Source organism: Fibrobacter intestinalis, from assembly GCF_900167415.1.
GTDB lineage: Bacteria > Fibrobacterota > Fibrobacteria > Fibrobacterales > Fibrobacteraceae > Hallerella > Hallerella intestinalis.
The window spans coordinates 1-24,265 of sequence record NZ_FUWU01000029.1 but is presented as its reverse complement, the minus strand read 5'-3'; the positions used below and the strand labels follow the sequence as shown (position 1 = coordinate 24,265).

Genomic DNA, 24,265 nt, shown 5'->3' with positions numbered 1-24,265 from the left:
TATTAGTTATTAGTTATTAGTTATTAGTTATTAGTTATTAGTTTTCAGTTTTAACTCCTAACTCCTAACTCCTAACTCCTAACTCCTAATTCTTAACTCTTAACTCTCAACCGATCCCTAAGCTTGTCGAAGGGCACTAACCACTAAATTCACTCCCGGTTCGTAAGGCCCAGTTTTTTCAAAATTTCAAAATCCCCGCGAATCGTGGTGCCGCTGGTGGTAAGCATGTCGCCCGTAATCGTAGCGCTCGCGCCCGACACAAAAGCCTTTTCGCCAAAGTCTTTCATAATTTTGCGACCGGCGGCAAGTCGAATATCCGCTTCCGGATTGATGTAGCGGAAAATGGCAATGGTGCGCATCAGATCGTCGGCGGAAATCTGGTGCAAATGTCCCAATGGCGAACCAGGAATCGGCATGAGCGCATTGATCGGAATGGACAAAATATGCAATTCCGAAAGGCTTATCGCCATATCGATGCGGTCTTCCCAGGTTTCTCCCATGCCGACAATACCGCCGGAACAGACCTGCAAGCCTTCCGCCTGCGCCATCTTGATTTCGCGGATTTTGTCGTCATAAGTGTGAGTCGTGCAGATATTCGGAAAATTACGGCGACTCGTTTCGATGTTGTGATGGTAATTGCTGACTCCCGCCATACGCAAACGATGCAGCTGCTCGGCAGAAAGAAATCCCATGCTAGCGCAAAGCCCCAAAGGCAGCGTCGCCCGCATTTCCTGATAAGCTTCTATCGCCCGGTCGAATTCACTCCCGCTTAACGCCCTGCCCGCGGTCACGATGGCAAAACGGTTCACCCCCGCTTCCGCATTGCTTTTGGCTTCTGCAAGAATTTTTTCTTTCGGCAAGAACGGATACTCTTCGCAGCCGGTTTTATTGTGCGCCGACTGCGCGCAGTACTTGCAATTTTCCGGACATCTTCCGCTGCGTCCATTGATAATCGTGCAAAGATCCACGTGATTTTTGCGAAAATGCCTTTGGATTTTTCCTGCGCCGGTTTCCAGTTTTTCCAAATCGCAGGTCAGAAAAAAAGAAAGGTCGTCGCCCCGTTGAATGCGGTACCCATCGATAATTCTTTGTGAAAGTTCCAACACATCTGTCATTGCGCTAGCCCTCGATATTTTTGCCCGGCAAGTCTTCCGTGACAAAAGTCAATTTTTTCCCGCTGGCGTCGGCGTCGATTTTAATCGTCGAAAAATCCGAGAACGTGCCCAAAAGCAAACCTTCGGAAAGTTCGTCTTCGACCAAGCTCTGGATGCTCCGGCGAAGCGGTCGTGCGCCCAAAGCCGGATCGTAGGAATGCTCCACAATGACGACTTTCGACTGCTGCGAAAATTCCAAAAGGATTCCCCGTTCGGAAAGATTCTTTTGCACATTGCCCAAAAGAATGTCCACGATGCGAATCAAATCCTCTTTGTTCAAGCTGCGGAACACGATCTGGTCGTCGATGCGGTTCAAAAATTCCGGTGAAAAAACGGTCTTCGCCTCTTCACGAATCGTGGTTTCCATCCGCTCGTAATCGTCGTATTCGGACAGTTTGGTGAATCCCATTCCCGCACTGTGCTTGACCTCGCGAGCGCCCACATTCGACGTCATAATGATGATGGTGTTTTTAAAATTGATTTTCCGCCCAAAACTGTCGGTCAGCTGGCCATCGTCCAAAATCTGGAGGAGCAAATTATAAACGTCCGGGTGCGCCTTTTCGATTTCATCGAGAAGCACGACGGAATAAGGACGCTTGCGCACTTTTTCCGTAAGCTGTCCGCCGCCTTCCTCATAACCGACATATCCCGGAGGAGCGCCTATCAAGCGGCTAATGCTGTGCTTTTCCATATACTCGCTCATATCGATACGAATCATGGAATCCTCGGAACCGAAAAGACTTAAGGAGAGCACTTTGGCAAGTTCCGTTTTGCCGACTCCCGTGGGGCCCAAAAAGAGGAAACTGCCCATCGGGCGATGCGTATCGCGAATGCCAGCCCGGGAACGCCGAATCGAACGGACGACCGCTTCTACGGCCCGATCCTGACCGATGATGCGCTCCTTGATTTCCTTGTCCAAATGAATGAGTTTTTTCGTCTCTTCTTCCGCCAAGCGGGAAATGGGAATTCCCGTCATCTTGCTTATCACATCGCGGATAATGTCCTCATCGACGACCAGGCATTCCGTTTTCCGTTTTTCCAGCCAGCCGTTCTTGAGTTCCGCGATTTTCTTTTGCAAAGCATCCGCTTCATCGCGCGCCTTGGCGGCGTCTTCAAATTTTTCCGTCCGTAAAGCCTCCTCTTTTTTGGCAGAGGCTTCGGAGAGCTTTGTCTCCATCTCGCGGAGTTCCGGCGGAACAGCCATGCTGGCAAGGCGGGTGCGCGCCCCCGCCTCATCGATCACGTCAATCGCCTTGTCGGGCAAAAAGCGTTCCGAAAGATAGCGGTCGCCCAAAACCACGGCAGCGCGAATGGCCTCCGGCGTATATTTGACCTTGTGATGCTTTTCATAGCGATCCATCAGACCGTTCAAAATTATCACGGATTCTTCGACTGTCGGCGGATTCACCGTAATCCGCTGGAAGCGACGTTCCAAAGCGGCATCCTTTTCAATATACTTGCGGTATTCATCCACCGTCGTCGCCCCGATGCACTGCAATTCCCCACGCGCCAGAGCCGGCTTGAAGATATTGGAAGCGTCCAGACTTCCTTCCGAACCGCCAGCTCCCACAATCGTATGCAGTTCGTCGATAAAAAGGATGATGGCGTTTTCGTTCCGCTGCAATTCCATAATCAGCGCTTTCAGGCGTTCTTCAAACTGCCCGCGGAATTTTGTTCCTGCGACCATCGCGGCCACGTCCAAAGTGATGACCCGCTTGTTTTCCAGAATTTCGGGAATTTTCTTTTCCACAATTTTTTGAGCGAGCCCTTCGACAATCGCCGTTTTTCCAACGCCCGGTTCCCCGATAAGCACTGGATTATTCTTTTTCCGGCGGCAAAGCACCTGAATCAAACGCTCGATTTCCTCTCCGCGCCCGATAATCGGATCGAGTTTCCCTTGCACCGCCAAAGCCGTCAAATCCCGTCCAAAATGATCGAGTATCGGCGTTTTCGATTTGAGCTCCCGTTCCGTACGGCGCGGCGAAGCGTTCAAAGACAAACCGGAATCTCCGCGCTGGGCACGAGAATCGTCCTTGATGGACAAAATCGCCTGACGCAAGGCGTTGTATTCCACTCCGGCGGCACTCAAAACGGCAGAAGCTTGCGATTCCGGCACTTTTAAAAGGGACAAAATCACGTGTTCCGTTCCAATATAATTGTCGCCCCACATCTGCGCTTCCGATGCGGAAGTTTTCAAAACGATCTTCGCGTGATCCGAAAAGACCAGCTGCGAGCTGGATCCAATCGTCATCATGCCGCCGGACGAAGAAATGGAATTTTCAATGTTCCGGGCAAGATTTTCCAAATCGACCCCCAAAGCCTTAAGAGCCGCCGCTGCGACCCCGGCTCCTTCCCGGACGATTCCCAAAAGGACATGCTCGGTTCCCACATTCTCCGAATTCAGTGCTTTAGCTTCTTCCCTTGCATATTGCAAAACTTTTTTCACTCTGTCTGTAAAACGTCCAGGCATTATTCAGACTCCTTTTCAAAAGGCACGAGGATTCCCCCGCGCATAGAAACACGCCTTGTCGCATATTCCGCCATGCGCTCATCATGCGTCACGACAAGCAGCGTCTGTTTGTAATCTTCGTTAATTTGTTTAAAAAGTTCATTGAGCATTCGGGCATTTTTTTCGTCCAGGTTGCCGCTCGGTTCATCAGCATAGACAATGTCCGGATTGTTCATCAGGGCGCGGGCGACGGCGACTCGCTGGCGTTCCCCGCCAGAAAGTTCCCGGGGCAAATGTTTTAAGCGTTCCTTTAGACCTACTTTTTCCAGCAGGGCTTCGGCGCGTTCCAGAATTTCTTTCCGATTGCCGCAGGGAGTTAAAATCCGAGCGGGAATGCAGACGTTTTCCAGTGCCGTAAATTCCGCGAGCAAGTGATGGAACTGGAAGACGAATCCTACTTTTTTCGCGTGATATTCGTCCTTTTCCGCAGAAGTCATCGCGCCCAGATTCTTTCCTTCAAAAAGGATTTCGCCGGAAGTTGGCGTATCAAGAGCACCGACCAGATTCAGAAACGTCGATTTTCCCGACCCCGATGCGCCGGTAAGCACACAGAATTCGTTTTTTGCCAAAGCAAAATCGACATTTTTCAAAATTTCCAAGCGTTCGCCGGTTTCGCAAAAGACTCGCTTTAATTGTTTCGTTTCCAATAAAATCATTCGTTACTCTCAAGCTAAACGGAAGCTTTCCGCCCTTACTCGTGGCGAATCGCCCCCACCGGATCCAGCTTCGACGCTTTCCATGCCGGCAAAATCGTCGAAAGCGTGCAGAGCAAAATGCCCAAGACAAAAACTACAAAAACGTCCATCGGATCAATCAGCACCGGAAAATAAGGAAGCACATAGACGTCCCCGGGAAGCTTGATGAAATGGTAGGCCTGCTGCAAAGCGCAAAGCACGAGCCCGACAGAACCGCCGAAAATCGTTCCGCCGACGCCGATGAACGAACCCATCAGCATAAAGACCCGCATCACGCCGGCTTTGGAAAGTCCCATGCTGCGAAGAATCCCGATTTCCTTGGTCTTGTCCGTGACGACCATAATCAGGGAGCTGATGATGTTAAACGCCGCGACCAAAATAATCAGGCAAATAATCGCCGCCACGATGAACTTTTCGTAATTCATCCATTTGAGGAGGGTGATATTCTTGGTTTTCCAATCCAGAAAGTAATACGGATAGCCGACGACTTCGCCCGCGCGCTCGGCGCTTTCGTTCGCCTTCCACTGGTCCTGGACCCGGAACTGAACGCCGGAAACCTCGTTATCCCGCATTCCCAAAAGCCGTTGCGCCTCCGAAATGCCGATATAGGCGATGTTGCCGTCGTATTCATACATTCCCGTTTCAAAAATTCCCGAAACGACGCACGAAAGGATTTTTGGGCCTCCGGACGACATGGCGTCCGTACTCTGAAAAGTCTGGATGATGATCTTATCGCCGACAAGAACCCGCAAGCGATTCGCCAGAGACACCCCGAGGATCACCGCCGGACGTTTTTCGCCCATCGCATCGGGCAAGCTGTCGAGCGAATAATTGCCGCTCACGATATTTTCGTGAAGGTTCACCACTTTCGCCGAGCGTTCCGTATCGATGCCATACAGAACAACGCCGTCGTTCACCTTCTTGCTGCTGATGCCGACCTTGTAAATGATAAAGGGAGCCGACGCGACGACCGCCGAATCGTTTTCCTGAACCAGAAGGGCGAGCGAATCGAAATCCGCAACCGGTTCGCTCCGGTAAGCGTAGAGTTCAAAATGCGCATCCTTGCCGATCATCTGCGCGGTGACTTCTTTTTCAAAGCCGTTTACCGCAGACAAGGCGACAATCAGAGCAAACACGCCAATGCTCACGCCCAGCATACTGAAAATCCCTATCAGCGAGACGAAAAGGCTTTTCCGTTGGGCACCAAGGTAACGCCAGGCGATTAAAAGTTCCAGTTTATTCATCGATTTTTTTCCATCGAATGCAACGCTTTTTTCAGTGGGATTTTCGGAAAGCGACTTTCTGAAAACCCCAACACGGGATTTCCCTCTTAGACTTCCGGTTTCATGAGCGGGAAAAGGATGACATCGCGAATCGTCTGCTGGTTGGTGAGCAGCATAACCATTCGGTCAATGCCAAAACCGACACCGCCAGTCGGCGGAAGCCCCGATTCAATCGCATCGATAAAGTTTTCGTCCATCGGATGCGTTTCGCCTTCCCCACCGCGTCCACGCCGAACCTGGTCTTCCAAAAGCTCGCGCTGGCGAACCGGATCGTTCAATTCCGTATAGGCATTGCCCAGTTCCCAACCGTTCGCATAAGGTTCGAACTGTTCAATCAAATCCGGATTCAGGCGATGGCTTTTGCAAAGCGGCGTACTTTCCTTGGGCATATCGGTGATGAAAGTGGGCTGCACGAGCTTCTTTTCCACGGTCAATTCAAAGAGTTCGATGATCGCGCGCCCGCGAATCCACTCGCCGTCCATTTTGCCGCCGAGCTTTTCGAGTTCCCGTTTTAAATCGTCATCGGACATCGCGGTCACGTCGTAGTTTGCGTATTGCTTCAGAGCGTCATACATGGAAAGTCGCGGCCACGGGGCCTTGAAATCGATTTCCGTTCCCTGGTAGTTCACTTTGGTGGAACCGGTCGCCGCAATCGCCGCCCGCTCGTAAATGTTTTCAAAGTGGACCATCATATCGTTGTAATCCGCATACGCCTGATAAAATTCAAGCCCCGTAAATTCCGGGCTGTGCGTTCTGTCCATTCCCTCGTTGCGGAAGTTCTTGCTGAATTCAAAAACGCGTTCCATGCCGCCGACAATGCAGCGCTTCAAATACAGTTCCGGAGCGACCCGCAAGTAAAGGGTCATGTCCGCCGCGTTGTGGTGCGTCGTAAAAGGTCGGGCGTTCGCTCCGCCATAAATCGGCTGGAGGGTCGGCGTTTCCACTTCGATGAACTTGTTTTCCAGCAGATACTCGCGAATGGCCTGCAAGATGCGGCTGCGCTTCAAAAAGACTTCCCGCACATCGTCGTTGAGTGCCATGTCGATATAGCGTTCGCGGTAACGGGTGTCCACATCCTTGAATTCGTTGAAGACTTTCTTGTTGCCGTTTTCATCCACGATTTCCTTGGGCACGGGAAGCGGGCGAATCGCCTTCGCCAGCATTTCGATTTTATCCGCCTTGACGGAATACTCGCCCGTGTGGGTTTCCATCATGGAGCCGGTAACGCCCACGATATCCCCAAAGTCTATCATCTTGACGATTTCATAGTCCGATTCCCCCACCAGATCCTTGGCGCAAACCACTTGCAAGCGACCATAGCGATCCTTCAGGTGCATAAAGCAGAGCTTTCCTTTACGGTTGTAGCGCACGACGCGACCGGCAAAAGCGATTTTTTCTTCGGACTTGAGAAGTTCTTCCTTTTTCTCGCGAAGAAGTTCGGAAGTGTGCGTCCTGTCAAATTTGTGCGGATAGGGATTCACCCCCATTTCCTTGAACTTGGAGAGCTTATCGAGACGAGCTTTGTATTGGTCGTTCATTTCCTGCATATTTCAGAGTCCTGTAATAAAATTTTGCGCCCCAAAAATAAAAAAAGAATGCGACGCAGGAAAAGAGCGAAAGCCACAACTCCCCCTTTAGAGCCGCCCTTGGGCGTTCCTCCCCCAAAATCTGCCGGCAAAACTAGACGGATTCTTCCCGAAAAATGGAAAAGCGTTTCCACGGCTTCCAGCAGGCATAGAGGACGCTGCCGAAAGTCCCGCCGACAAAGTCCGCAAGCACATCCCCCAAAGAGACGGTTCTCCCCGGAACAAAGCTCTGGTGAAATTCATCCAGCGCACCAGAGATTACGCACAAAATAATGCAGGCGACAGTACAAAGGAACGGGCGCAAATCCCAACGGCGATTGGAAAACCATAAAGCGAAGAAGGCTCCCAAAAAAGCGTATGTCAAACCGTGGACAATTTTGTCAAAAGGCTCCACCAGCCAGCCCATCTCTTCGCCGCCAATCGAAGATGTCCGAAACAAAAGAGACAGGAGCAAAATCGCAGGAATGTACCTGAAAAGCGGATAGCGTTCAAAAAGACAATCTATTTTTTTCATGCCTAAGAATATAGAAACGGGAAAATTGTTACATTGTAAAAAAATTCAAATTCATCGGAGATGAAAAGATTATGCGTAAACGACTTTTGACTGAAGGCGCCAAAGAACTTTCTTACGAAATTCGAGAAATCGTCAAGAAGGCAAATCAGTTAAAGGCACTCGGATTGAAAATCCACTGGGAAAATATCGGCGACCCCATCGAAAAGCATTGCCAGGTTCCCGAATGGATCAAAGAAATCGTCGGCGAAATCGTCGAAGAAAATAAAAGTTACGGCTATTGCCCGTCCAAAGGGCTTCTCGCCACCCGCGAATTTCTGGCAAGCGAAACGAACAAGCTCGGCGGCGTCCAGATCACCGCTGACGACATCCTATTTTTCAATGGACTCGGGGACGCGATTTCCACCATCTACAGCCTCCTTTCCATGACGACCCGCATCATCGGGCCGTCCCCCGCCTACAGTACCCACAGTTCCGCCGAAGCCTCCCATGCGCATGCTTCCCCGCTGGTCTATCACCTGCGCCCGGAAAATCACTGGCTCCCGGACTTGGAAGAGCTCGAGAACAAAGTGAAATACAATCCGAGCATCGCGGGCATCCTGATTATCAATCCGGACAATCCGACGGGAATGGTTTACCCGATTGAGCATCTGGAAAAAATGGTCAAAATTGCAAAGGACTACCACCTCTGCATCATCTGCGACGAGATTTACAACAAAATCACCTACAACGGAGCCGTCGCCCATCCGCTTGCCACCTATATCGGGGACGTTCCGGGCATTTCGCTGAACGGCATTTCCAAGCAATATCCGTGGCCGGGTTCCCGCTGCGGCTGGGCGGAATATTACAACCGCGACAAGGATCCCGAATTTGACGCATTCTGCCGCGCGATTGACAATGCCAAGATGATCGAGGTCTGCTCCACAACCATTCCGCAGCTGACGATTCCCAAGGTTCTCGGCGATACGCGCTACAAAATCCACCGCGACGCGCTGAACGAAAAAATCGGACGGCGCAGCGCGCTCATCAACGAAATTCTCTCGGAAGTTCCCGAACTGTATTTCAACCCGACCTACGGCGCGTTCTACAACACGATCGTCTTCAAGCCGGGAGTTCTCAACGACAGGCAAACACTGCCCGTCGAAAATCCGGAAATCCGAAGCCTTGTCGAGAAGTGGACGGAAAACGTCTCCAGCCTGGATTACCGCTTCGTCTATTACCTGCTCGCCTCGACCGGAGTCTGCGTCGTTCCCATCAGCAGCTTCTGCAGCGAACTCCAGGGATTCCGCATCACGCTCCTCGAAGAAGACGAAGACGAACTGCGCCTCGTCTTTTCCAAAATCCGGGACGCCATCAAGGCTTACGTAAAAAGCGCATAACCGGTTTTGGGCGAGAAAATTTCTACGGCGGCTCAGGCAACTTCGTCTTGAAAACGAGGTTGCCTTTGTTCGTATGGATTTCTTTTAGCGCAGACAAATATTTTTTCCTCCAACACAGCATGCTTGATCGACATGCGCCAAAGCCGTGACCGGTGTGAACATCTTTTTCGCAAGGTGCTTTTTTCGCAGATTACGAGATTTGGGCAAGCGAAGCGATGACAAGCGAATCGAGAGGAATTTTATACATAAGCCCCTAAAAAGAGAAAGCAGGCGAATGGATCAACGTCATGAGCATCGGAAAATCTTCCCATCGTCTCGTCGTCAGCTTGGCGGGTTACAAGGACAGTCTAGACGAAGCGGAAAAAAGCATGACGACAATCATCGCCGTCCAGAACGATTCCAGCTGGAATCCATACGAAGAAGACGGACTACAGTTTTTCAAGGCCGCAGAACTGGATGGAAGTTTCTTCCTAGCCGCCTACGATCTAGGAGTCTGCACGTTGGACTTGAATTCAGGAACCAAGCAAAAGCGCGCTCAATTCCCACCACCATACCGACAGGCAGATTCCTTGCGACAAGCCTATAAAATATGTACGCACAGGGAAAAACTCTACGACATTTCGCATAATGTAATTTATGCAAGGGAATGAAATTCCTGGATTTCAACCGACTGCGCAATTGCGAAAGAAAATTCTTACTACTTGCTCCCCGGGGATTGATTGATTCATCCCGTCGAACAGTGCGGTTTCTAGCGGAGGAAATCCTTCATTCAGAAGAAAAGCTTTTCACAACAAGCTCTTCATTCCAGTCCAGCTTTCTGCGCTCAATTGTAAATTTTTGTTTTTCTAAAAACGGATTCCTCCGTAACCGAAAGTCTTTTTTTTTTAAGTTCCATCGAACATCCTTTTATATATTTTGACAAACGAAATTTCACCATAAGGATAATCCATGAAATCATTCCCGTTGGCGCTTTCCGCCATCCTTGTCATTTCCCTTTCTGCCTGCAACCAGGCCTCCGCCAATAGCCAATCGGCAGGTTCCAGTGCCAAATTGGACAGTCTTGCCGCCGAAGTCAAAACCATGCACGAAGAATTTGAAGTACTCAAATACGGTCTGGAAAAACGCGGTCTCTCCATTGAACAGATGAAAGCGGAAATGGAAGCGGACAGCAAGGTCTGGGATATTCCGGATGGCAACAGCCCGGTTTTCGGCAACACCAAGAATCCGATTTTGACCATCGTCGAATTTTCCGAATTCCAATGCCCCTATTGCGCACGCATCGCTCCCGCCATCCACGACCTGATGGACAAGCACAAGGACGAAATCAAATTCGTCTATAAGCATTTCCCGCTTTCCTTCCACCAGAACGCATCTCCGGCCGCAGCGGCTTCCATCGCCGCCCAGGAACAAGGCAAGTTCTGGGAATTCCGTTACGCTCTCGCCAGCCACAACCGCGAGCTCACTCCGGAAACCTTCAAGAAAATCGCCAAGGAAATCGGACTCGACATGGCAAAATTTGAAAAGAGCATGGTCCTCGATTCCGCCAAGCAGGCCCGCATCAGCGAAGATTTCCAGCTCGGAGTCAAAGTCGGTGTCCAGGGCACGCCCAACTTCTTCATCAACGGCAAGCGCCAAGACCGCTTCAGCCCCGAACTGGTAGAAAAACTTCTGAAAGAAGCAAAAGAGAAAAAATAATTTTTAATCCATAAACAAAAGGAAAACACCGAATGAGACATCCATTTCTAAAGGCAACATCCTTGCTCTTTTTAGGGCTAGCGACGACAACGGCGATGGCACAACGCCCACCGCGCATCGTCGTCTATAAAATGTTTGACGACCAGTATCGCCAGGGCGGTTTCGACTACTCCTACGGCGGAAAAAGCAAAGGCGTCACGATAACAAAAGAGGGCGGTTACAAATCCAAGGCGGCTCTCCAGATCCAGCTGGATCCGAGCGAATATTCGGGAGCTTCCATCTGTCTTTACAACGAATTCTTCGATTTGAGCAAATACATGCTCGATTCCAAACTCGAATTCATGATCAAGGGCAAAAAAGGCGGCGAATCCATTAAGGTCGGCCTTCTCGACGAAGAAGTTTCCGACGGGAAAAAGACCCAAGTCGTCCTTCCGATGAACAAGTACATCGAAGGCGGCGCCGTCACGACCGAATGGAAGAAAGTTTCCATTCCTCTCGTGGATTTCCCGGATCGCGGCCTCTACTGGGACAATACCCGCAAGTCCGAATTCCCCGCGCGCATCGACTGGGATAAAATCGCGGAAGTCCGTTTCTCCATCGACAAGAGCGGCGCTTCGGATTTTGAAGTCTGGGTAGATAACATCGAAATCGTCAAGGGCAACAAGAAGGCGAAGCCCAAGCCCAAGATCGTTTACTGGGATGAAAACGAAGACGTCATCGACGGTCCGAAGAATCCGGAAAAGCTGGACGGCAAGGTCAAGCCCGTCAAGAACGGCACCTTCTACGACAACCAGCTGAAAGGCTTCTCCTACAGCTACGGCGGCCTCTCCGCTCAGCGTGAAGCGGCATCCAAAACCGCAGGCAACCCGAACGTGCTCGCGATGTACATCGACAACAACGACTGGTCCGGCGTCACCTACTCCCTCGGCGAAGGCAAATTCATCGACCTTTCCAAGGTGCGCAACAAGGGCGGCCTCTACTTCTGGATCAAAGGCAAGCTCGGCGGCGAAAAGGTCTATGTCGGCATTCTGGACAACCAGGGCAACGACATCAAGAGCCAGACCAAGATCAGCCTGAACGACTGGATCGAAGGTTCCAAGGTCGGTACGGACTGGAAACTCGTCAAAATTCCTCTGAAAAAGTTCAACGACAAGGGCAAGGCTTGGGATGCCAACAAGCAGGCCGAAGTCGCCAAGGATATCCAATGGAACAAAATCCAGGAAATCCGCTTCTCCGTGGGCAAGGGCGAAAACCAGGGCGAACCGGGCAAGCCGGCTCCTGTGACCATCTTCGTGGACCAGATCACCTTTACCGAAACCATCGACTGGGTGGATCCGGATATCAAGTGGGACAACTGGAAGTCCAAGGCTCCGGACATGGTCATTTCCGACTTTGAAGGCAATTTCGCCAAGGACAACTGGGAACCGTCCAAGGGTCCGAAATCCAAAGTGGAAGTGGAAATGCCCTACAAGAGCAGCAAGCTCGACGGCAACTCTCTCTTTATCAAGCACTTCGAAATGTCCGACTGGGTCGATATCGTTCTCGACTTCACCAAGAACCAGGCGAATCACCCGGCAAAACTCCGCGACTGGACTAACCACTGGGGCATTATGTTCGACGTCTATTCGGAACGCGCATGGCAGTCCATCACGGTCCAGATTGGCGACTCTGGCAACGAACTCTTTGTGGCGAACACCGGCGTTCCTCGCGGACGCAATACCGTCATCGTTCCGTTCCGCAACTTCAGCAAATTCCCCTACTACCAACCGCCCAACGCCAAAGAAAACGGCGTCTTCGACCTGAAGGGAGTCGTTTCGCTCGACTTCAAACCGGGTGGAGAAGGTTCCAACGGTTCCTTTGAAGTGGACAACATCAAGCTCACGAACATGAAAGAAGTCAAGGCGGCAGCCCGTCCGGCACTTGTCAAGGTCGATGTGAAGGGTTCTTCCGAAATCATCAACCCGAACATTTCCAGTGGACTCTTCGGCATCAACGCGGCCCTTTGGGACGGCGACATGCTGGACAATAAGAAGTTCAAGACTCAGACTTGGGAATACGTCAAGCGTGTCAATCACGGCATTGTCCGCTATCCGGGTGGCCTTCGCGCTGATGACGACCACTGGAAGGAAATTCTCGACAACCACGACTGGATGGTCGATACCGACGAATTCCTCGACTGGCTCAAGAAGACAGGCTCCAACGCGATGTTCACGGTGAACTTCGGTTCCGGCACCGAACAGGAAGCTGCCGCCTGGGTCAAGCACACCAATATCGACAAGAAAGCCGGCATCAAGTACTGGGAAATCGGCAACGAAGTCTATGGCAACTGGCATCCTTATTACGAAAAGTATGGTAAGGACGGCGGAACCATTTACGGCAAACGCGCCCGCAAGTTCATTGAAGCCATGAAAAAGGTCGATCCGACCATCAAAGTCGCTGTTCTCGGCGTTCTCGATGGCCAGTGGAACGAAAACGTTCTGAAGGAAACGGGCGACATCGCTGACGGTCTTATCGTCCACCATTACCCGCAGCACTTCGGTGAAGAAAACGACTTCGCCATGCTTTCCGCTCCGCAGGACTTGACTCCGATTTACAGCCGTCTCCATAAGACGGTGGACAAGTGGACTGCCCACTTCAAGAAGGATAAGAAGATCGAACTCTGGCTCACGGAATGGAACTCTGTGGACTTCAATCCGGGTCCGCAGACCATCGCTCTCGAAAACGGCTTGTTCGTTGCGGACTACCTCGCTATGCTCGCCACCGAAAACGTGGACAATGCGCAATACTGGGATATCCACAACGACATCACTCCGGAAGGCGGCGACTATGGTTACCTGACCCGTTCTGCTGAAGAATGCATGAACTGCCCGCGTCCGAGCTACTGGGCATTCCAGATGGCTTCCGACGCTCTCCGCGGCAAGCTCCTCAAAACGACGATTTCCGGCGACAAGGAATCCCTCTTGACGACTTACTACACGGAAAACGGCAAGAAGAAGAGTCTGCTCGTCATCAACAAGAGCCCCTACAGCGATTACGAATTGAAGCTCGATATTCCGGGATTCAAGGGCAAAGCCAAGATGCAAGTCTTGGATCGCAGCTCCGAAAAGCTGAAAGAAGGCTGGGCGAACGATCCTTCCAAGAAGGCCAAGGCTGTGGATCTGTCCAAGCCTGTCAAGGTCGGCAAGCGCACGGTCAATTTGATCGTCCTCGAATAAGACTTCCCCATAAACTTTCAAAGCTCCGGCATTTTGCTGGAGCTTTTTTCGTTATCAAAGGAACGGATTAAAAATAGGGGGATATGCACTCCCCCGCCAAATACTCGCGATTAAATTTTCAAAACGAGAACTTTCTTTTCGCAAGGGAAATTCGGTTATCAGTTATCAGTTATCAGTTTTCAGTTATTAGTTCCAACTCATAACTCCCAACTTCCAGCAAGCACTGGTTCAAGCCTCTTCGTTTTGCCGACCCTCATTTTCCTTATGAATTTTTCGAGAGATTTTCCGGATTCAGGGCTTCCAATTCCGGGAGAACAAATCTGCCGTCCTTGCGAACCAATTTTCCGTCCAGGTAAATTTCTCCACCGCCGTATTCCGGTGTCATAATCAACACCAAGTCCCAATGCACCGCGGATTTGTTTCCGTTCGGCGCATCTTCGTAGCACATTCCCGGCGTAAAATGGATGCTTCCCGAAATTTTTTCGTCAAAAAGAATATCGCAAATCGGATGCCGCACGAACGGGTTGAATCCAAAGGCGAATTCGCCGACATAGCGCGCGCCTTCGTCCGTGTCAAAAATGGCGTTCATTGCCGGCGTGTCCGAAGAAGTCGCTTCGACAATTTTTCCGTCTTTGAAGACCAGCCGGACATTTTCAAACCTCTTGCCCTGATAAAGAGTCGGCGCATTATACGCAATCACGCCATTCACGCTATTCTTTACAGGAGCCGTGTAAACTTCGCCGTCGGGAATATTCATCGTGCCGCAACAGGGCACCGCCGGAATCCCCCGGATGCTGAAAGAAAGATCCGTTCCCGGAGCGACAAGGCGCACTTTATCCGTTCTGTTCAGCAAATCGATAAGTCCCTGAGCCGCCACGCGCATCGCCGGATAATCGGCAAGGCACGCCTGAAAGAAGAAATCTTCAAAAGCTTCTGTGCTCATGCCCGCGCTTTGCGCCATCGAAGGGGTCGGCCAACGCAAAACACACCAGCGGGTTTTATTGACGCGATAATCCAAAACCGGTTGGCGAATCAAACGACTGGCCAGCTGACGGTCGCTGGGCACGTCGGAACATTCCAGCGAGTTTTCGCTCCCGCGAATCGAAAGATACACCTGCATTTGCTTCATGAAATTCAAATCGTGCTCCGCCGCGATTTTCATTTGTTCATCCGAGGCGTTTTGCAAAAGAGCCCGATGGACGGCACTCCGATTCTGCGTCAAAAATGGCCGCGCCCCCGCGCGGGCAACCGCCCGAACCAAAGCGACCGAAAGCGCGTCGGGAGTATCGGTGGTTTCAATGAGAACGTTTTCGTTTTTTTGAATGGAGAGTGCGCTGTGCGCCAGCATATCGGCAAGATCAATGATTCTAGAATCCATATTTTTCCTCTTTGCCCCAAAATTTACAAAAGGCGGAAGACAACGGGAAGCCTTGCAGACGCATCCGGCAATGAAATGCCCCGCAATCCCGAAGTCGGCGCGGACTCTTCCCACGGCAAAATTCTTAATCTATATTTTCCGCATGAATTTATCAAAGCTTCCTCCCGATTTGAATCTCATCACACGCCCGAACTGGATTGAAATCAATTTGGACGCCCTCGCGAGCAACATTCAATTTGTCCGCAAATCCATTCCCAAGCAGACCAAAATTCTGCTGCCCGTCAAAGCCGACAGTTACGGCCACGGTTCGCTCGCCTGCGCTTATGCGGCAAAATACAGCGGTGCCGATTTTCTGGGAGTCGCCCACCTTTCCGAAGGTATCCTTCTGCGGCAATACGGCATGGACTTGCCCATTCTCGTTCTAGGTCCCTGCATTCCTGCGGACTTTCCCTACCTTGCCGAGTTCCAACTGACATCCGCTCTTTCCGATTTAAAAACCGCCGTCGCTTTTGACGAATACCTGAAAGAAAACGGGCTTTCGTGCGACGCCCACTTGGCCATCAACACGGGAATGCACCGCTACGGCGTCCGCTTCGACGATTTCGACACCATTCGCCAGATTTTGAATTTGAAACATTTGCATGTAGAAGGGCTGTTTACGCATCTTGCCACCGCCGACATGATCGATAAAAATTCCAACGCCAGCACGCAAAAGCAAATCAACCGTTTTTCCAATCTGGTGGAACTTCTCACCAACGAGGGAATTCGCCCCAAAATTTGTCACTGTTCCAGTTCAGCGGGAACGTTGCGCCATCCGGAAAGCCATTTCGATATGGTGCGTCCGGGCCTTGTCCTTTACGGCTACAATCCGATGGGTGCAACCCCTCCCGAAGGATTCGAATACCCGGAACTCAAGCCCGTCATGACTATCAAATCCACCATTCGCACGATTCATGAAGTGCCGACTGGCGAAGGCGTTTCTTACGGGCAATACTGGGTCGCCCAACAGCCGACGAAGGTTGCGACAATCGCCATCGGCTACGGGGACGGCTACCTGCGAGGCGAATACAACAACGGTTACGTCCTTATCCGAAACCAGCTCTGCCCCATTCTCGGACGGGTCTGCATGGACGCCACCATGGTCGATGTCAGCCGCATTCCCGACGCGCAAATCGGAGAGACCGTCAACGTCGTGGACGGAGCCGCCGATGCCCGCATTTCCATGGAAGCCGTCGCCGAAGCGCACCACACGATTCCCTACGAAATCACGAGCCGCGTCGCGCGGAGACTTTACCGCAAATACATCTGGAAGAACCGGCTTATCCGCTGGGACGATCTGAAAGAAGAATTCGGCATTCCTCCATTAAACGCCTACCCGTTCCGATAATTTCACCATGCGCAAAACCGATAAATTTACGCTGCTGGTCGTCACCTTCTTCGGTTCCGGGTTCGCCAAAAAAGCGCCGGGAACATTCGGAAGCCTGCTCGCCACCCTTCTTTCCTGGCCGCTGCTTTTCGTTTCATTCCCCGGCTGTTTCGCCCTTCTCGCCGTCCTGACGTTCTTTGTCGCGATTCCCTTTGTGAACAAGGCAATGGCGGACTCGCAAACGGAAGATCCCGGCTGGATTGTCATCGACGAAGCCGCTGGCATTTTCACCGCATTCGCATTCGTTTCTCCAGAAACCCTGACCGGCGACCCATGGATGCTCGCTTTGGGATTCGCCCTATTCCGTTTTTTCGACATACTCAAACCGCTGGGCATTCATCGGCTGGAAAAACTCCCGCGCGCCTGGGGAGTGATGGCAGACGATATTCTGGGCGGAATCTACTCGGGAATCTGCCTTCTGTGCGTGGAGCGCTTTTTACTGTGAGCCGTTCCGTTTTTGACATTTCTCGCCAAAAGGAAGTCGCGGCAACTCCCGAAGAAGAAGTGCGCCAACAGGTCGTCTCCTGGCTCATCAAGGAAAAAAAAGTTCCCGCACACCTGATTGAAACGGAATTCGCCTTGAAAGCTCTGGATCCGAAAAACGCCGACCGGCTGGACATTCTTGTCCATCATTTTCGGGCGGGAAATCCGCTGAACCGTCCCTGGCTCCTGGTGGAATGCAAACGTCCCGGAGTCGAATCCCCACAAGCATTGCAAGCACAGGTAAACAAGTATTTGCGCATTCTCACGCCACAGTTCATCATGCTCGCCTTGGGAAATCGCGCCATTTTCTTTTCCCTTTCCGACGACAAAAAAAGTTTCGCTCCCGTTTCCGATATTCCAGAATATCCGGTCCCCGTCCGCACCCTTTCACGCGGCAATTAAAAACGATGCAACTTTCTTTTACCGTTCCAAAGAAACAATCGAATTTCTTATTTTTTCGCAAACTTCATCGGAGATTCCATGGATCCTTTGCCTTGCACCGATTTGCAAATTCGCAGCATCTATAAAAGTTTCGGTTCCAAAGCCGTTCTCAAAGGCATCGACGTCGATGTCAAGCACGGAGAGTTCGTGACGCTTCTCGGTCCTTCGGGCTGTGGAAAGACGACGCTTCTCCGCATTATCGGCGGTTTTGAAAAAGCGGACTCCGGCGAAGTGCTTTTGAACGGGCAGGTCATTTCTAATCGATCCCCGTCCAAACGTCCCATCAATACGGTTTTCCAAAATTATGCGCTTTTTCCGCACCTGAACATTTTCGGAAACGTGGCGTTCGGGCTCAAAAGCCAAAAGGTTCCCAAGGATGAAATCGAGCGACGCGTCAATGCCATGCTGGAACTCGTCAATATCGCCGACCTCGCCAAAGAAATGCCCTCGACTCTTTCCGGCGGGCAAAAGCAGCGGGCGGCCCTGGCGCGCGCCTTGGTGAACGAACCGGAGATTCTCCTTTTGGACGAGCCCCTCTCCGCTCTGGACGCCAACCTGCGCAAAAAACTTCAGGTGGAACTCCGCGAATTGCAGAAAAAAACCGACACGACCTTTATTCTGGTCACCCACGACCAGGACGAAGCCATTGCCGTGAGCGATCGCATTCTGGTTATGCACCAAGGGCAAATTGTCCAAGACGGCTCCCCCGAAGACGTCTATGAACATCCCGTGAACCGTTTCGTTTCCACCTTTATCGGCGAAGCGAACATTCTGGAATGCGAACGCGTTTCCGAAAAAATGGCGCACACGGATTTCGGCGATTTGGCTCTGGAAAAAGACCCGGCATGGAACGCCAATGCCGAAAGCAAAGTCTGCGGCGGCATCGCCATTCGCATGGAAGACATCCACGTTTGCAAAAATGACGAAAATTTTCCGAACAATGTTTTCCCTGCGAAAATCCTGCAACGCATTTTCCGCGGCGACTACTGGGAACTCATCGCGGAACTTCCCGGAGAAAACGGAAAAAGCCTGCAACTCCGAGTCATGACCGACCCCGATGAAATCTACAATCCGGGCGATTCGGTGAATTTGTACATGGAACCGCAGTATCTGCAAGTCTTGAGCGATTGATATGCAGCAGACCGAAGTTTTTGAAGGCAAGCTCACGACCCGCCGCCGAATGCGCAAATTCGGCGCGCTACTCACAGGACCGGGCATTCTGTGGCTTCTCGTCTTTCTTTTGCTGCCGACCATTTTTCTCATGGTACTCGCCTTTGCCGAACGCGGCAGTTACGGCAGCATCAACTGGGAATTTTCTTTCACCAATTTAAAACGCCTGTTCGGATTCAGTTCCTTCGGCTGGTCGCCCGACAACCTGCTGATCCTTTGGCGCAGTCTGAAAATAGCGGTCTTTACAACCGTTCTCTGTCTCGTTATCGGGCTGCCTATGGCATTCTGGGTCGCCAACCGCGGCAAGAGCATGCGCGCATTCTGGTTCACGCTCATCATGGTTCCCAGCTGTACCAATCTGGTCATCCGCACTTCCGCCTGGATGATTCTTTTAGGCCCCGAAATGTTTCCCGCCGGTATCGCCCGCTTCTTGGGGCTTCTTGCCGACAGCGAATCGCTCTATCCCGGAAGTTTCGCCGTCTATATCGGCATGGTCAGCGCCATGCTCCCGTTTTCCGTGCTGCCCTTATACACAAGCGTTGAACGCCTGGACTGGGGAATCGTTGAAGCGGCTCGCGATCTTTATGCAAGTCCCTTACGCACTTTTCGGCACGGCATTCTTTCGCAGATGATGCCAGGCATTGTCGCCAGCGTCATTCTGACCCTGGTTCCTAGCCTCGGGATGTATGTGATCAGCGACCTTCTGGGCGGCGGCAAGTATATGCTCATCGGCAACCTGATCCAGCAGCAGTTCGGTTCGGCAAGCGACTGGCCCTTCGGTGCCATGCTCGGCGTCGTCCTGATTCTTACGAGCGTCATCAGCCTTATCATCTTCCAACGGATCGGAGGAAAGAACTTTGTCTAAACGCAAACTTCCGATTATCGTTTCTATCCTTACCTTTATCGGCTTTCTCCTTTTGTATATGCCCATGTTTCTCGTGGTAGAACAGAGCTTTAATGCGAGCAAGCACGGCCAAAAATGGAGCGGGTTCACTCTGGACTGGTATCGGGGGCTTTTTGACAACGCCATGGTACAAACGACGACCGTCAATACTCTTGTTCTCGCCGTCGTCAGCACAATCATCGCCACCCTGCTAGGCACTCTTCTGGCCATCGGGCTGCACCGTACGCCCTGGGGCAAAAAAATGCGGAACTTTTTCGACATGTCCATCAATGTTCCCGTTGTCACGCCGGATATTCTGATGGCAATCGCCCTCGCCGTTGTTTTCGCCCTCTTCCGTTCCTGGACAACGCTCTTCGACCCCGGCATGCTCACGATGATTATCGCACATATCACCCTGGAAATCAGCTTTGTCGTTCTGGTGGTGCAAAGCCGACTCGTGAACATCGGAAAAGAACAAATCGAAGCCGCAAGGGATTTGTATGCGACAACTGCGGGAGCCTGGTGCCGAGTTATTTTGCCGCAACTTTCCACAGCCATCATCGCCGGCGCACTTTTGGCATTCACCCTTTCCCTGGACGATTTCATTTTGAGTTTTTTCACAAGCGGGCCGGATTCTCAAACCCTTCCGCTCTACATTTACGGATCGCTCAAACGCGGAATTTCCCCGCAAATCCACGCCCTTTCGACCATCATTTTCAGCCTCACCCTCTTTGCAATGCTGCTGGGCGTTTTCAAAGGCGTCCGAAGCGAACGCAAAGCGGAAAAAGCCAAAAGATTTTAAAACCGCGGAAGTACGAACAAAAATTGAAGGCTTATATACAAAATTCCACCCGATTCGCTTGGGTAGTGGTTAGTTGGAAGTTGGAAGTTGGAAGTTGGAAGTTGGAACTGATAACCGAGTTTCCCCTTCTCGCTATGGCGCAACATCCAATTCCACCCCACCAAACCAAAACTTCCAACTACAAAGCGTGGCGGGGAATAGGGTGAAGGGAAAAGGGGCAGCCCATGGGGCGAGCATCCCTGGAACTTGAAATCTCCGATTCCGTCCTAAAAGAGGCAATTCGCCTAAAGGAAGCGAAGCATCTCGTGATCCGCAAGGAAAAAAGAAAACATCCGCATTGAAAAAAGCAAAAGCCCCGAAAGTACGAGACTTTTCGGGGCGTTCTCCAAAGAGGAAAAGAAAATTAGGTATGAGCGTCAACCCATTCGGCATTCTTTTTGCAAGCCGCAACGGACTTTTCAAAAGCTGCCTTTTCGTCGTCGCTCAATTTCACTTCGAGAATCTTTTCGACACCGTTAGCGCCGATGACAGCCGGAACACCGCAGTAGAGGCCGGAAATGCCATATTCGCCGGAGAGCTTCGCAGCGCAAGAGAATACGCTCTTCTTGTCGAGAAGATAGGCTTCTGCCATGTGCACGGCGGAAGTCGCCGGGCTGTAGAAAGCGGATCCACGACCGAGAAGATTCACAATTTCGCCGCCGGCACCCGCAGTACGCTTTGCCAGTTCATCAAATTTTTCGCGGCTCATGAGCTGCGGCAGAGGGATGCCCGCCACAGAAACACATTCATAAATGGAAACCATCGTGTCACCGTGACCGCCCATCACCAGAGCCTGAACGTCTTCCACGGAGACCTTCAATTCGTCGGCGACAAAGCAAGCAAGGCGCGCAGAATCCAGAACGCCCGCCATACCGATAACCTTGTTTGCGGGAAGTCCGGACTGCTTCTGCATATTGTAAACCATCGCGTCGAGCGGGTTCGTAATCACAATGACAAATGCGTCCGGGGCATTTTCCTTGATGGCTTCGGCAACCGTCTTGATAACTCCGCAGTTTTTTTCCAGAAGATCGTCACGGCTCATACCCGGCATCCGCGGGAAACCGGCAGTCACAATAACGACATCCGCGCCCTTGATTGCAGAATAGTCCGTAGAACCCTGCAAATCCACAGAAGAACGGATAACGGAACGGCCTTCCTGAATATCGAGAGCCTTTCCTTTCGGCATTCCCTGAGTCATCGGGATGTCAATAAGAACAACGTCGCCCAGCTGTTTCTGAGCCAAAACGAGAGCCATTGTTCCGCCAATTTGACCGGCACCCACGAGGGCGATTTTTTTTCTAGCCATATAACCTTCCTTTTTAAGGCAAAATTTTGACCTAAAATAACAATTTTTGTCACAAAAAGAAAGAACTCCCTCTTTAAAAGGAAAAGTTTTCGCTTCTTAGCGAGATTCGCCAAAGCTCCCGCCGAGAATTTTCCTTTAGGCAAAACTACTGGAATTCGGGAGCGACCGTACAGATGACGGAAAAACCGTTCAATCCGTGAAAACCGATTTGCACGCGGAACAAATACAGATCGGGCTTACGCACTCGAATGCCAAAACCCCAGGAGTTCAGTAATTTTTCCCCGTCGAACCCGTACCAATTCCTGCCATACATAACATATTCGTCAAAAACCACACCGTCCACCAATCTGTCGATGGGCCAGCGGTACTCCACGGAAATTCCTTTTAGCGCATAATCAGAATATCTACGCGTATAGCCTCGCAGCGGAAATGTACCGCCCGCATTAAAAAAGGCATTGAAGGGAGCCCCTCCGCTCTCCATTTCCCACATTTGCCGCAACCGGAACTGCACGGCCAGCACCCGACGATTCAAAAGGGTCCGTCGGATATTTTCGGGACGCCACAAACGCAGCGTTTCTTCCCAAGAAAAGTCGGTATAGAATTTCCGGAATTCCCGCGCCTCCTTGACCGAAAGCCCGTATTGCGAATCGTCCTTTCCCAAATAGAAATAATGCTGTGCCACAAAATCAAACGATTGGTAGTCGTGATCCTTGGAATTGGCGCCCGGACGAACGTTCTCCCCCGTATAATCCGCCACATTCGTATATGTCCACGTCGAAGAAATGCGAAATCCCCTGGTCGGCACAAACGGAGCGTCCGTATTATCGTAGGTCAGCGAAACGCTGAACGGGAACTGGTAGTGATCTTGATAAAACCCGCGAAGAGACGGGTCAAAAAGAGGATGTTCAACCAGAATCGTATCTTTAATATCCGGATAATTGTAAAGCCGATGTTCAATGCCCACCTGCGCCTGAATATCCATATTGGGAACCAAAACCAGAGGATGCCCTAATCGGAATTGGAATCCATAGCTGGAGTCCGTATAGACAAAGGGCTCGTGGGTATCGAAACGTGTCAGCGAACGGGGCACGGCAAAACCCGCGTCCCTATCCATCACCATATTGGCGCGCCCGCCGACAAAAAAATCGCTGCCAAACAGATTCCGCTTGGTATAGCGCAGGGAAAATTTGAGATCGCTATTGACATACAGAGCTGCATTTGCAACAAAGTAATCTTTTCGGAAAATCATATTGCGATGGCGATAAGCGAGGCCCATCTGCGTCTGCGTTCCCGGCTTTAAGTTGAACTCCGGATAGAGATAGATATTTTTGTCCTTGCCGAAAGCCAAAGCGTTTACCGTTTTTTCAATCACATCGTTTTTGTTCACATAGCGAATCGGCGCAGAAAAAGGAAACACCAGAATATCGAGCAGGGGCTGGACGACATAGGCAAAGGGACGAGTCAGATAGTACGAAACGCTTTTGGATTCATCCGTTTCGGCGGTATTGGGCACATTCGACGAACCCGACAGAGAGTCCACATTTGAAACCTCTTCCGCACAAAGAAGAAGAGGCATCAAAAGGAAAATCAGGAAAAACCGCACATTCATTGCAAAAGCAATTTAAAAAATCCGCCTGCGGCTGGTTTCTTGGGAAAGCGTTCCGCTTGCGCTACAAGCTTTCACTGGCTCTCTAGCCATAATAAAAAATGAAGCGGCAAACGGTCAAAATCGTCCTAAGATCAAGACGGCAAACATTCGACAAGGAACTGCGAACGGGAACGGACGCAGAAACAGAACAGGGCCGCCCTTCACGGGAGCGACCCTTTCAAAATTACAACGCCTTGATTTCCTCGGGGGTGAGGCCAGTACGCTTGGCGATGATTTCAATGGAAACACCATCATCGCGGAAGCCCTTGGCAAGCTCCCTGTTCCTGAAGTCGGCACCTTCGGAACGGCCTTTCTTGTAACGGATGTTGAATTCCTGTTCCAGAGTCATGTAAGCCTTCCTCGCTGCGGGATCCTGGCGGTATTTTTCGACAAGCCTGCGGATGCGGTCCATCTTTTCGGAGCCGCTCTGCTTGGTGGCGAAATACTGCATATACTCGCGGGTCGCCGCATCCTTGATTTCGGAGTACTTCTTAAATATATAGAAATTTTTGTAGCAGAGGTCCCCGAGCGAAATTTCCGGGCTGCCCCACTCGAGGTTCTGGGACCTGTAAACGGGCTTCCCCTTATGGAAAATGTCGTCCGGGCAGATGAACAGGATGTACTGCTCCTGGAGCTCCTCGTAGTCGACGCCCTTGGCCAGG

At 51.2% G+C, this 24,265-nt stretch carries 19 protein-coding genes and 1 pseudogene; 10 read left to right on the top strand and 10 right to left on the bottom strand.

Features of this window, described 5'->3' with window-relative positions; genetic code table 11:
* Positions 1-149: 149 nt before the first annotated feature.
* From bioB to B5D40_RS08855, 6 genes are all read right to left on the bottom strand, one after another.
* Positions 150-1,115: a biotin synthase BioB gene (gene bioB / locus B5D40_RS08880; protein ID WP_078776634.1), complete on the bottom strand. Its 966-nt coding sequence runs from the start codon at positions 1,113-1,115 to the stop codon at positions 150-152.
* Between the two features lie 4 nt (positions 1,116-1,119).
* Positions 1,120-3,624, bottom strand: coding sequence for an ATP-dependent Clp protease ATP-binding subunit (locus tag B5D40_RS08875; protein WP_078776633.1), 2,505 nt, complete (start codon positions 3,622-3,624; stop codon positions 1,120-1,122).
* Positions 3,624-4,319: an ABC transporter ATP-binding protein gene (locus tag B5D40_RS08870; RefSeq protein ID WP_073306028.1), complete on the bottom strand. Its 696-nt coding sequence runs from the start codon at positions 4,317-4,319 to the stop codon at positions 3,624-3,626. Before B5D40_RS08870 ends, B5D40_RS08875 begins: the two co-directional genes overlap by 1 nt.
* A 35-nt stretch (positions 4,320-4,354) precedes the next feature.
* Positions 4,355-5,602 carry an FtsX-like permease family protein gene (locus tag B5D40_RS08865; protein ID WP_078776632.1) on the bottom strand — a complete coding sequence of 416 codons (1,248 nt, stop codon included), beginning with the start codon at positions 5,600-5,602 and terminating at the stop codon, positions 4,355-4,357.
* Positions 5,603-5,688: 86 nt separating this feature from the next.
* Positions 5,689-7,179, bottom strand: coding sequence for a lysine--tRNA ligase (gene lysS, locus B5D40_RS08860; RefSeq protein WP_233134217.1), 1,491 nt, complete (start codon positions 7,177-7,179; stop codon positions 5,689-5,691).
* Positions 7,180-7,321: 142 nt separating this feature from the next.
* Entirely contained in the window at positions 7,322-7,741 is a 420-nt protein-coding gene (locus B5D40_RS08855; protein ID WP_073306031.1) for a VanZ family protein, read from the bottom strand.
* Positions 7,742-7,812: 71 nt separating this feature from the next.
* Between B5D40_RS08855 and B5D40_RS08850 the strand changes: the two genes are divergently transcribed.
* The 4 genes from B5D40_RS08850 (at position 7,813) to B5D40_RS08835 (ending at position 14,027) form a co-directional block, all read left to right on the top strand.
* A complete protein-coding gene (locus B5D40_RS08850; RefSeq protein ID WP_073306032.1) occupies positions 7,813-9,117 on the top strand; it encodes a pyridoxal phosphate-dependent aminotransferase in 1,305 nt (434 codons plus the stop codon).
* A gap of 287 nt (positions 9,118-9,404) precedes the next feature.
* Positions 9,405-9,767: a hypothetical protein gene (locus B5D40_RS08845; RefSeq protein ID WP_078776630.1), complete on the top strand. Its 363-nt coding sequence runs from the start codon at positions 9,405-9,407 to the stop codon at positions 9,765-9,767.
* A gap of 298 nt (positions 9,768-10,065) precedes the next feature.
* Positions 10,066-10,812, top strand: coding sequence for a DsbA family protein (locus tag B5D40_RS08840; protein WP_073306034.1), 747 nt, complete (start codon positions 10,066-10,068; stop codon positions 10,810-10,812).
* A gap of 32 nt (positions 10,813-10,844) precedes the next feature.
* Positions 10,845-14,027, top strand: coding sequence for a carbohydrate binding domain-containing protein (locus B5D40_RS08835; protein ID WP_078776629.1), 3,183 nt, complete (start codon positions 10,845-10,847; stop codon positions 14,025-14,027).
* A 262-nt stretch (positions 14,028-14,289) separates the two neighbouring features.
* Here B5D40_RS08835 and B5D40_RS08830 read toward each other — a convergent pair whose 3' ends face one another.
* Entirely contained in the window at positions 14,290-15,405 is a 1,116-nt protein-coding gene (locus B5D40_RS08830) for an aminopeptidase (protein WP_078776644.1), read from the bottom strand.
* Positions 15,406-15,547: 142 nt separating this feature from the next.
* Between B5D40_RS08830 and alr the strand changes: the two genes are divergently transcribed.
* From alr to B5D40_RS08800, 6 genes are all read left to right on the top strand, one after another.
* Positions 15,548-16,792 carry an alanine racemase gene (gene alr / locus B5D40_RS08825; protein WP_073306036.1) on the top strand — a complete coding sequence of 415 codons (1,245 nt, stop codon included), beginning with the start codon at positions 15,548-15,550 and terminating at the stop codon, positions 16,790-16,792.
* 7 nt (positions 16,793-16,799) lie between these two features.
* A complete protein-coding gene (locus tag B5D40_RS08820; protein ID WP_078776628.1) occupies positions 16,800-17,276 on the top strand; it encodes a phosphatidylglycerophosphatase A family protein in 477 nt (158 codons plus the stop codon).
* Entirely contained in the window at positions 17,273-17,716 is a 444-nt protein-coding gene (locus tag B5D40_RS08815) for a type I restriction enzyme HsdR N-terminal domain-containing protein (protein WP_073306038.1), read from the top strand. The genes B5D40_RS08820 and B5D40_RS08815 overlap by 4 nt, the downstream gene beginning before the upstream one ends.
* A 78-nt stretch (positions 17,717-17,794) precedes the next feature.
* Positions 17,795-18,886, top strand: a complete 1,092-nt coding sequence (locus tag B5D40_RS08810; RefSeq protein WP_073306039.1) for an ABC transporter ATP-binding protein — start codon at positions 17,795-17,797, stop codon at positions 18,884-18,886.
* A gap of 1 nt (position 18,887) precedes the next feature.
* Positions 18,888-19,790 carry an ABC transporter permease gene (locus B5D40_RS08805; protein WP_073306040.1) on the top strand — a complete coding sequence of 301 codons (903 nt, stop codon included), beginning with the start codon at positions 18,888-18,890 and terminating at the stop codon, positions 19,788-19,790.
* Positions 19,783-20,610: an ABC transporter permease gene (locus tag B5D40_RS08800; protein WP_198950983.1), complete on the top strand. Its 828-nt coding sequence runs from the start codon at positions 19,783-19,785 to the stop codon at positions 20,608-20,610. Before B5D40_RS08805 ends, B5D40_RS08800 begins: the two co-directional genes overlap by 8 nt.
* Before the next feature lie 403 nt (positions 20,611-21,013).
* On the opposite strand, the gene mdh is transcribed toward B5D40_RS08800, so the two are convergent.
* The 3 genes and pseudogenes from mdh to B5D40_RS16115 form a co-directional block, all read right to left on the bottom strand.
* Complete coding sequence (mdh, locus tag B5D40_RS08795; RefSeq protein WP_073306041.1) at positions 21,014-21,955, bottom strand: malate dehydrogenase; 942 nt, start codon at positions 21,953-21,955, stop codon at positions 21,014-21,016.
* A gap of 145 nt (positions 21,956-22,100) precedes the next feature.
* A complete protein-coding gene (locus B5D40_RS08790; RefSeq protein ID WP_078776627.1) occupies positions 22,101-23,564 on the bottom strand; it encodes a BamA/TamA family outer membrane protein in 1,464 nt (487 codons plus the stop codon).
* 223 nt (positions 23,565-23,787) lie between these two features.
* Positions 23,788-24,265, bottom strand: a pseudogene (locus B5D40_RS16115) (hypothetical protein); the annotation flags it as partial.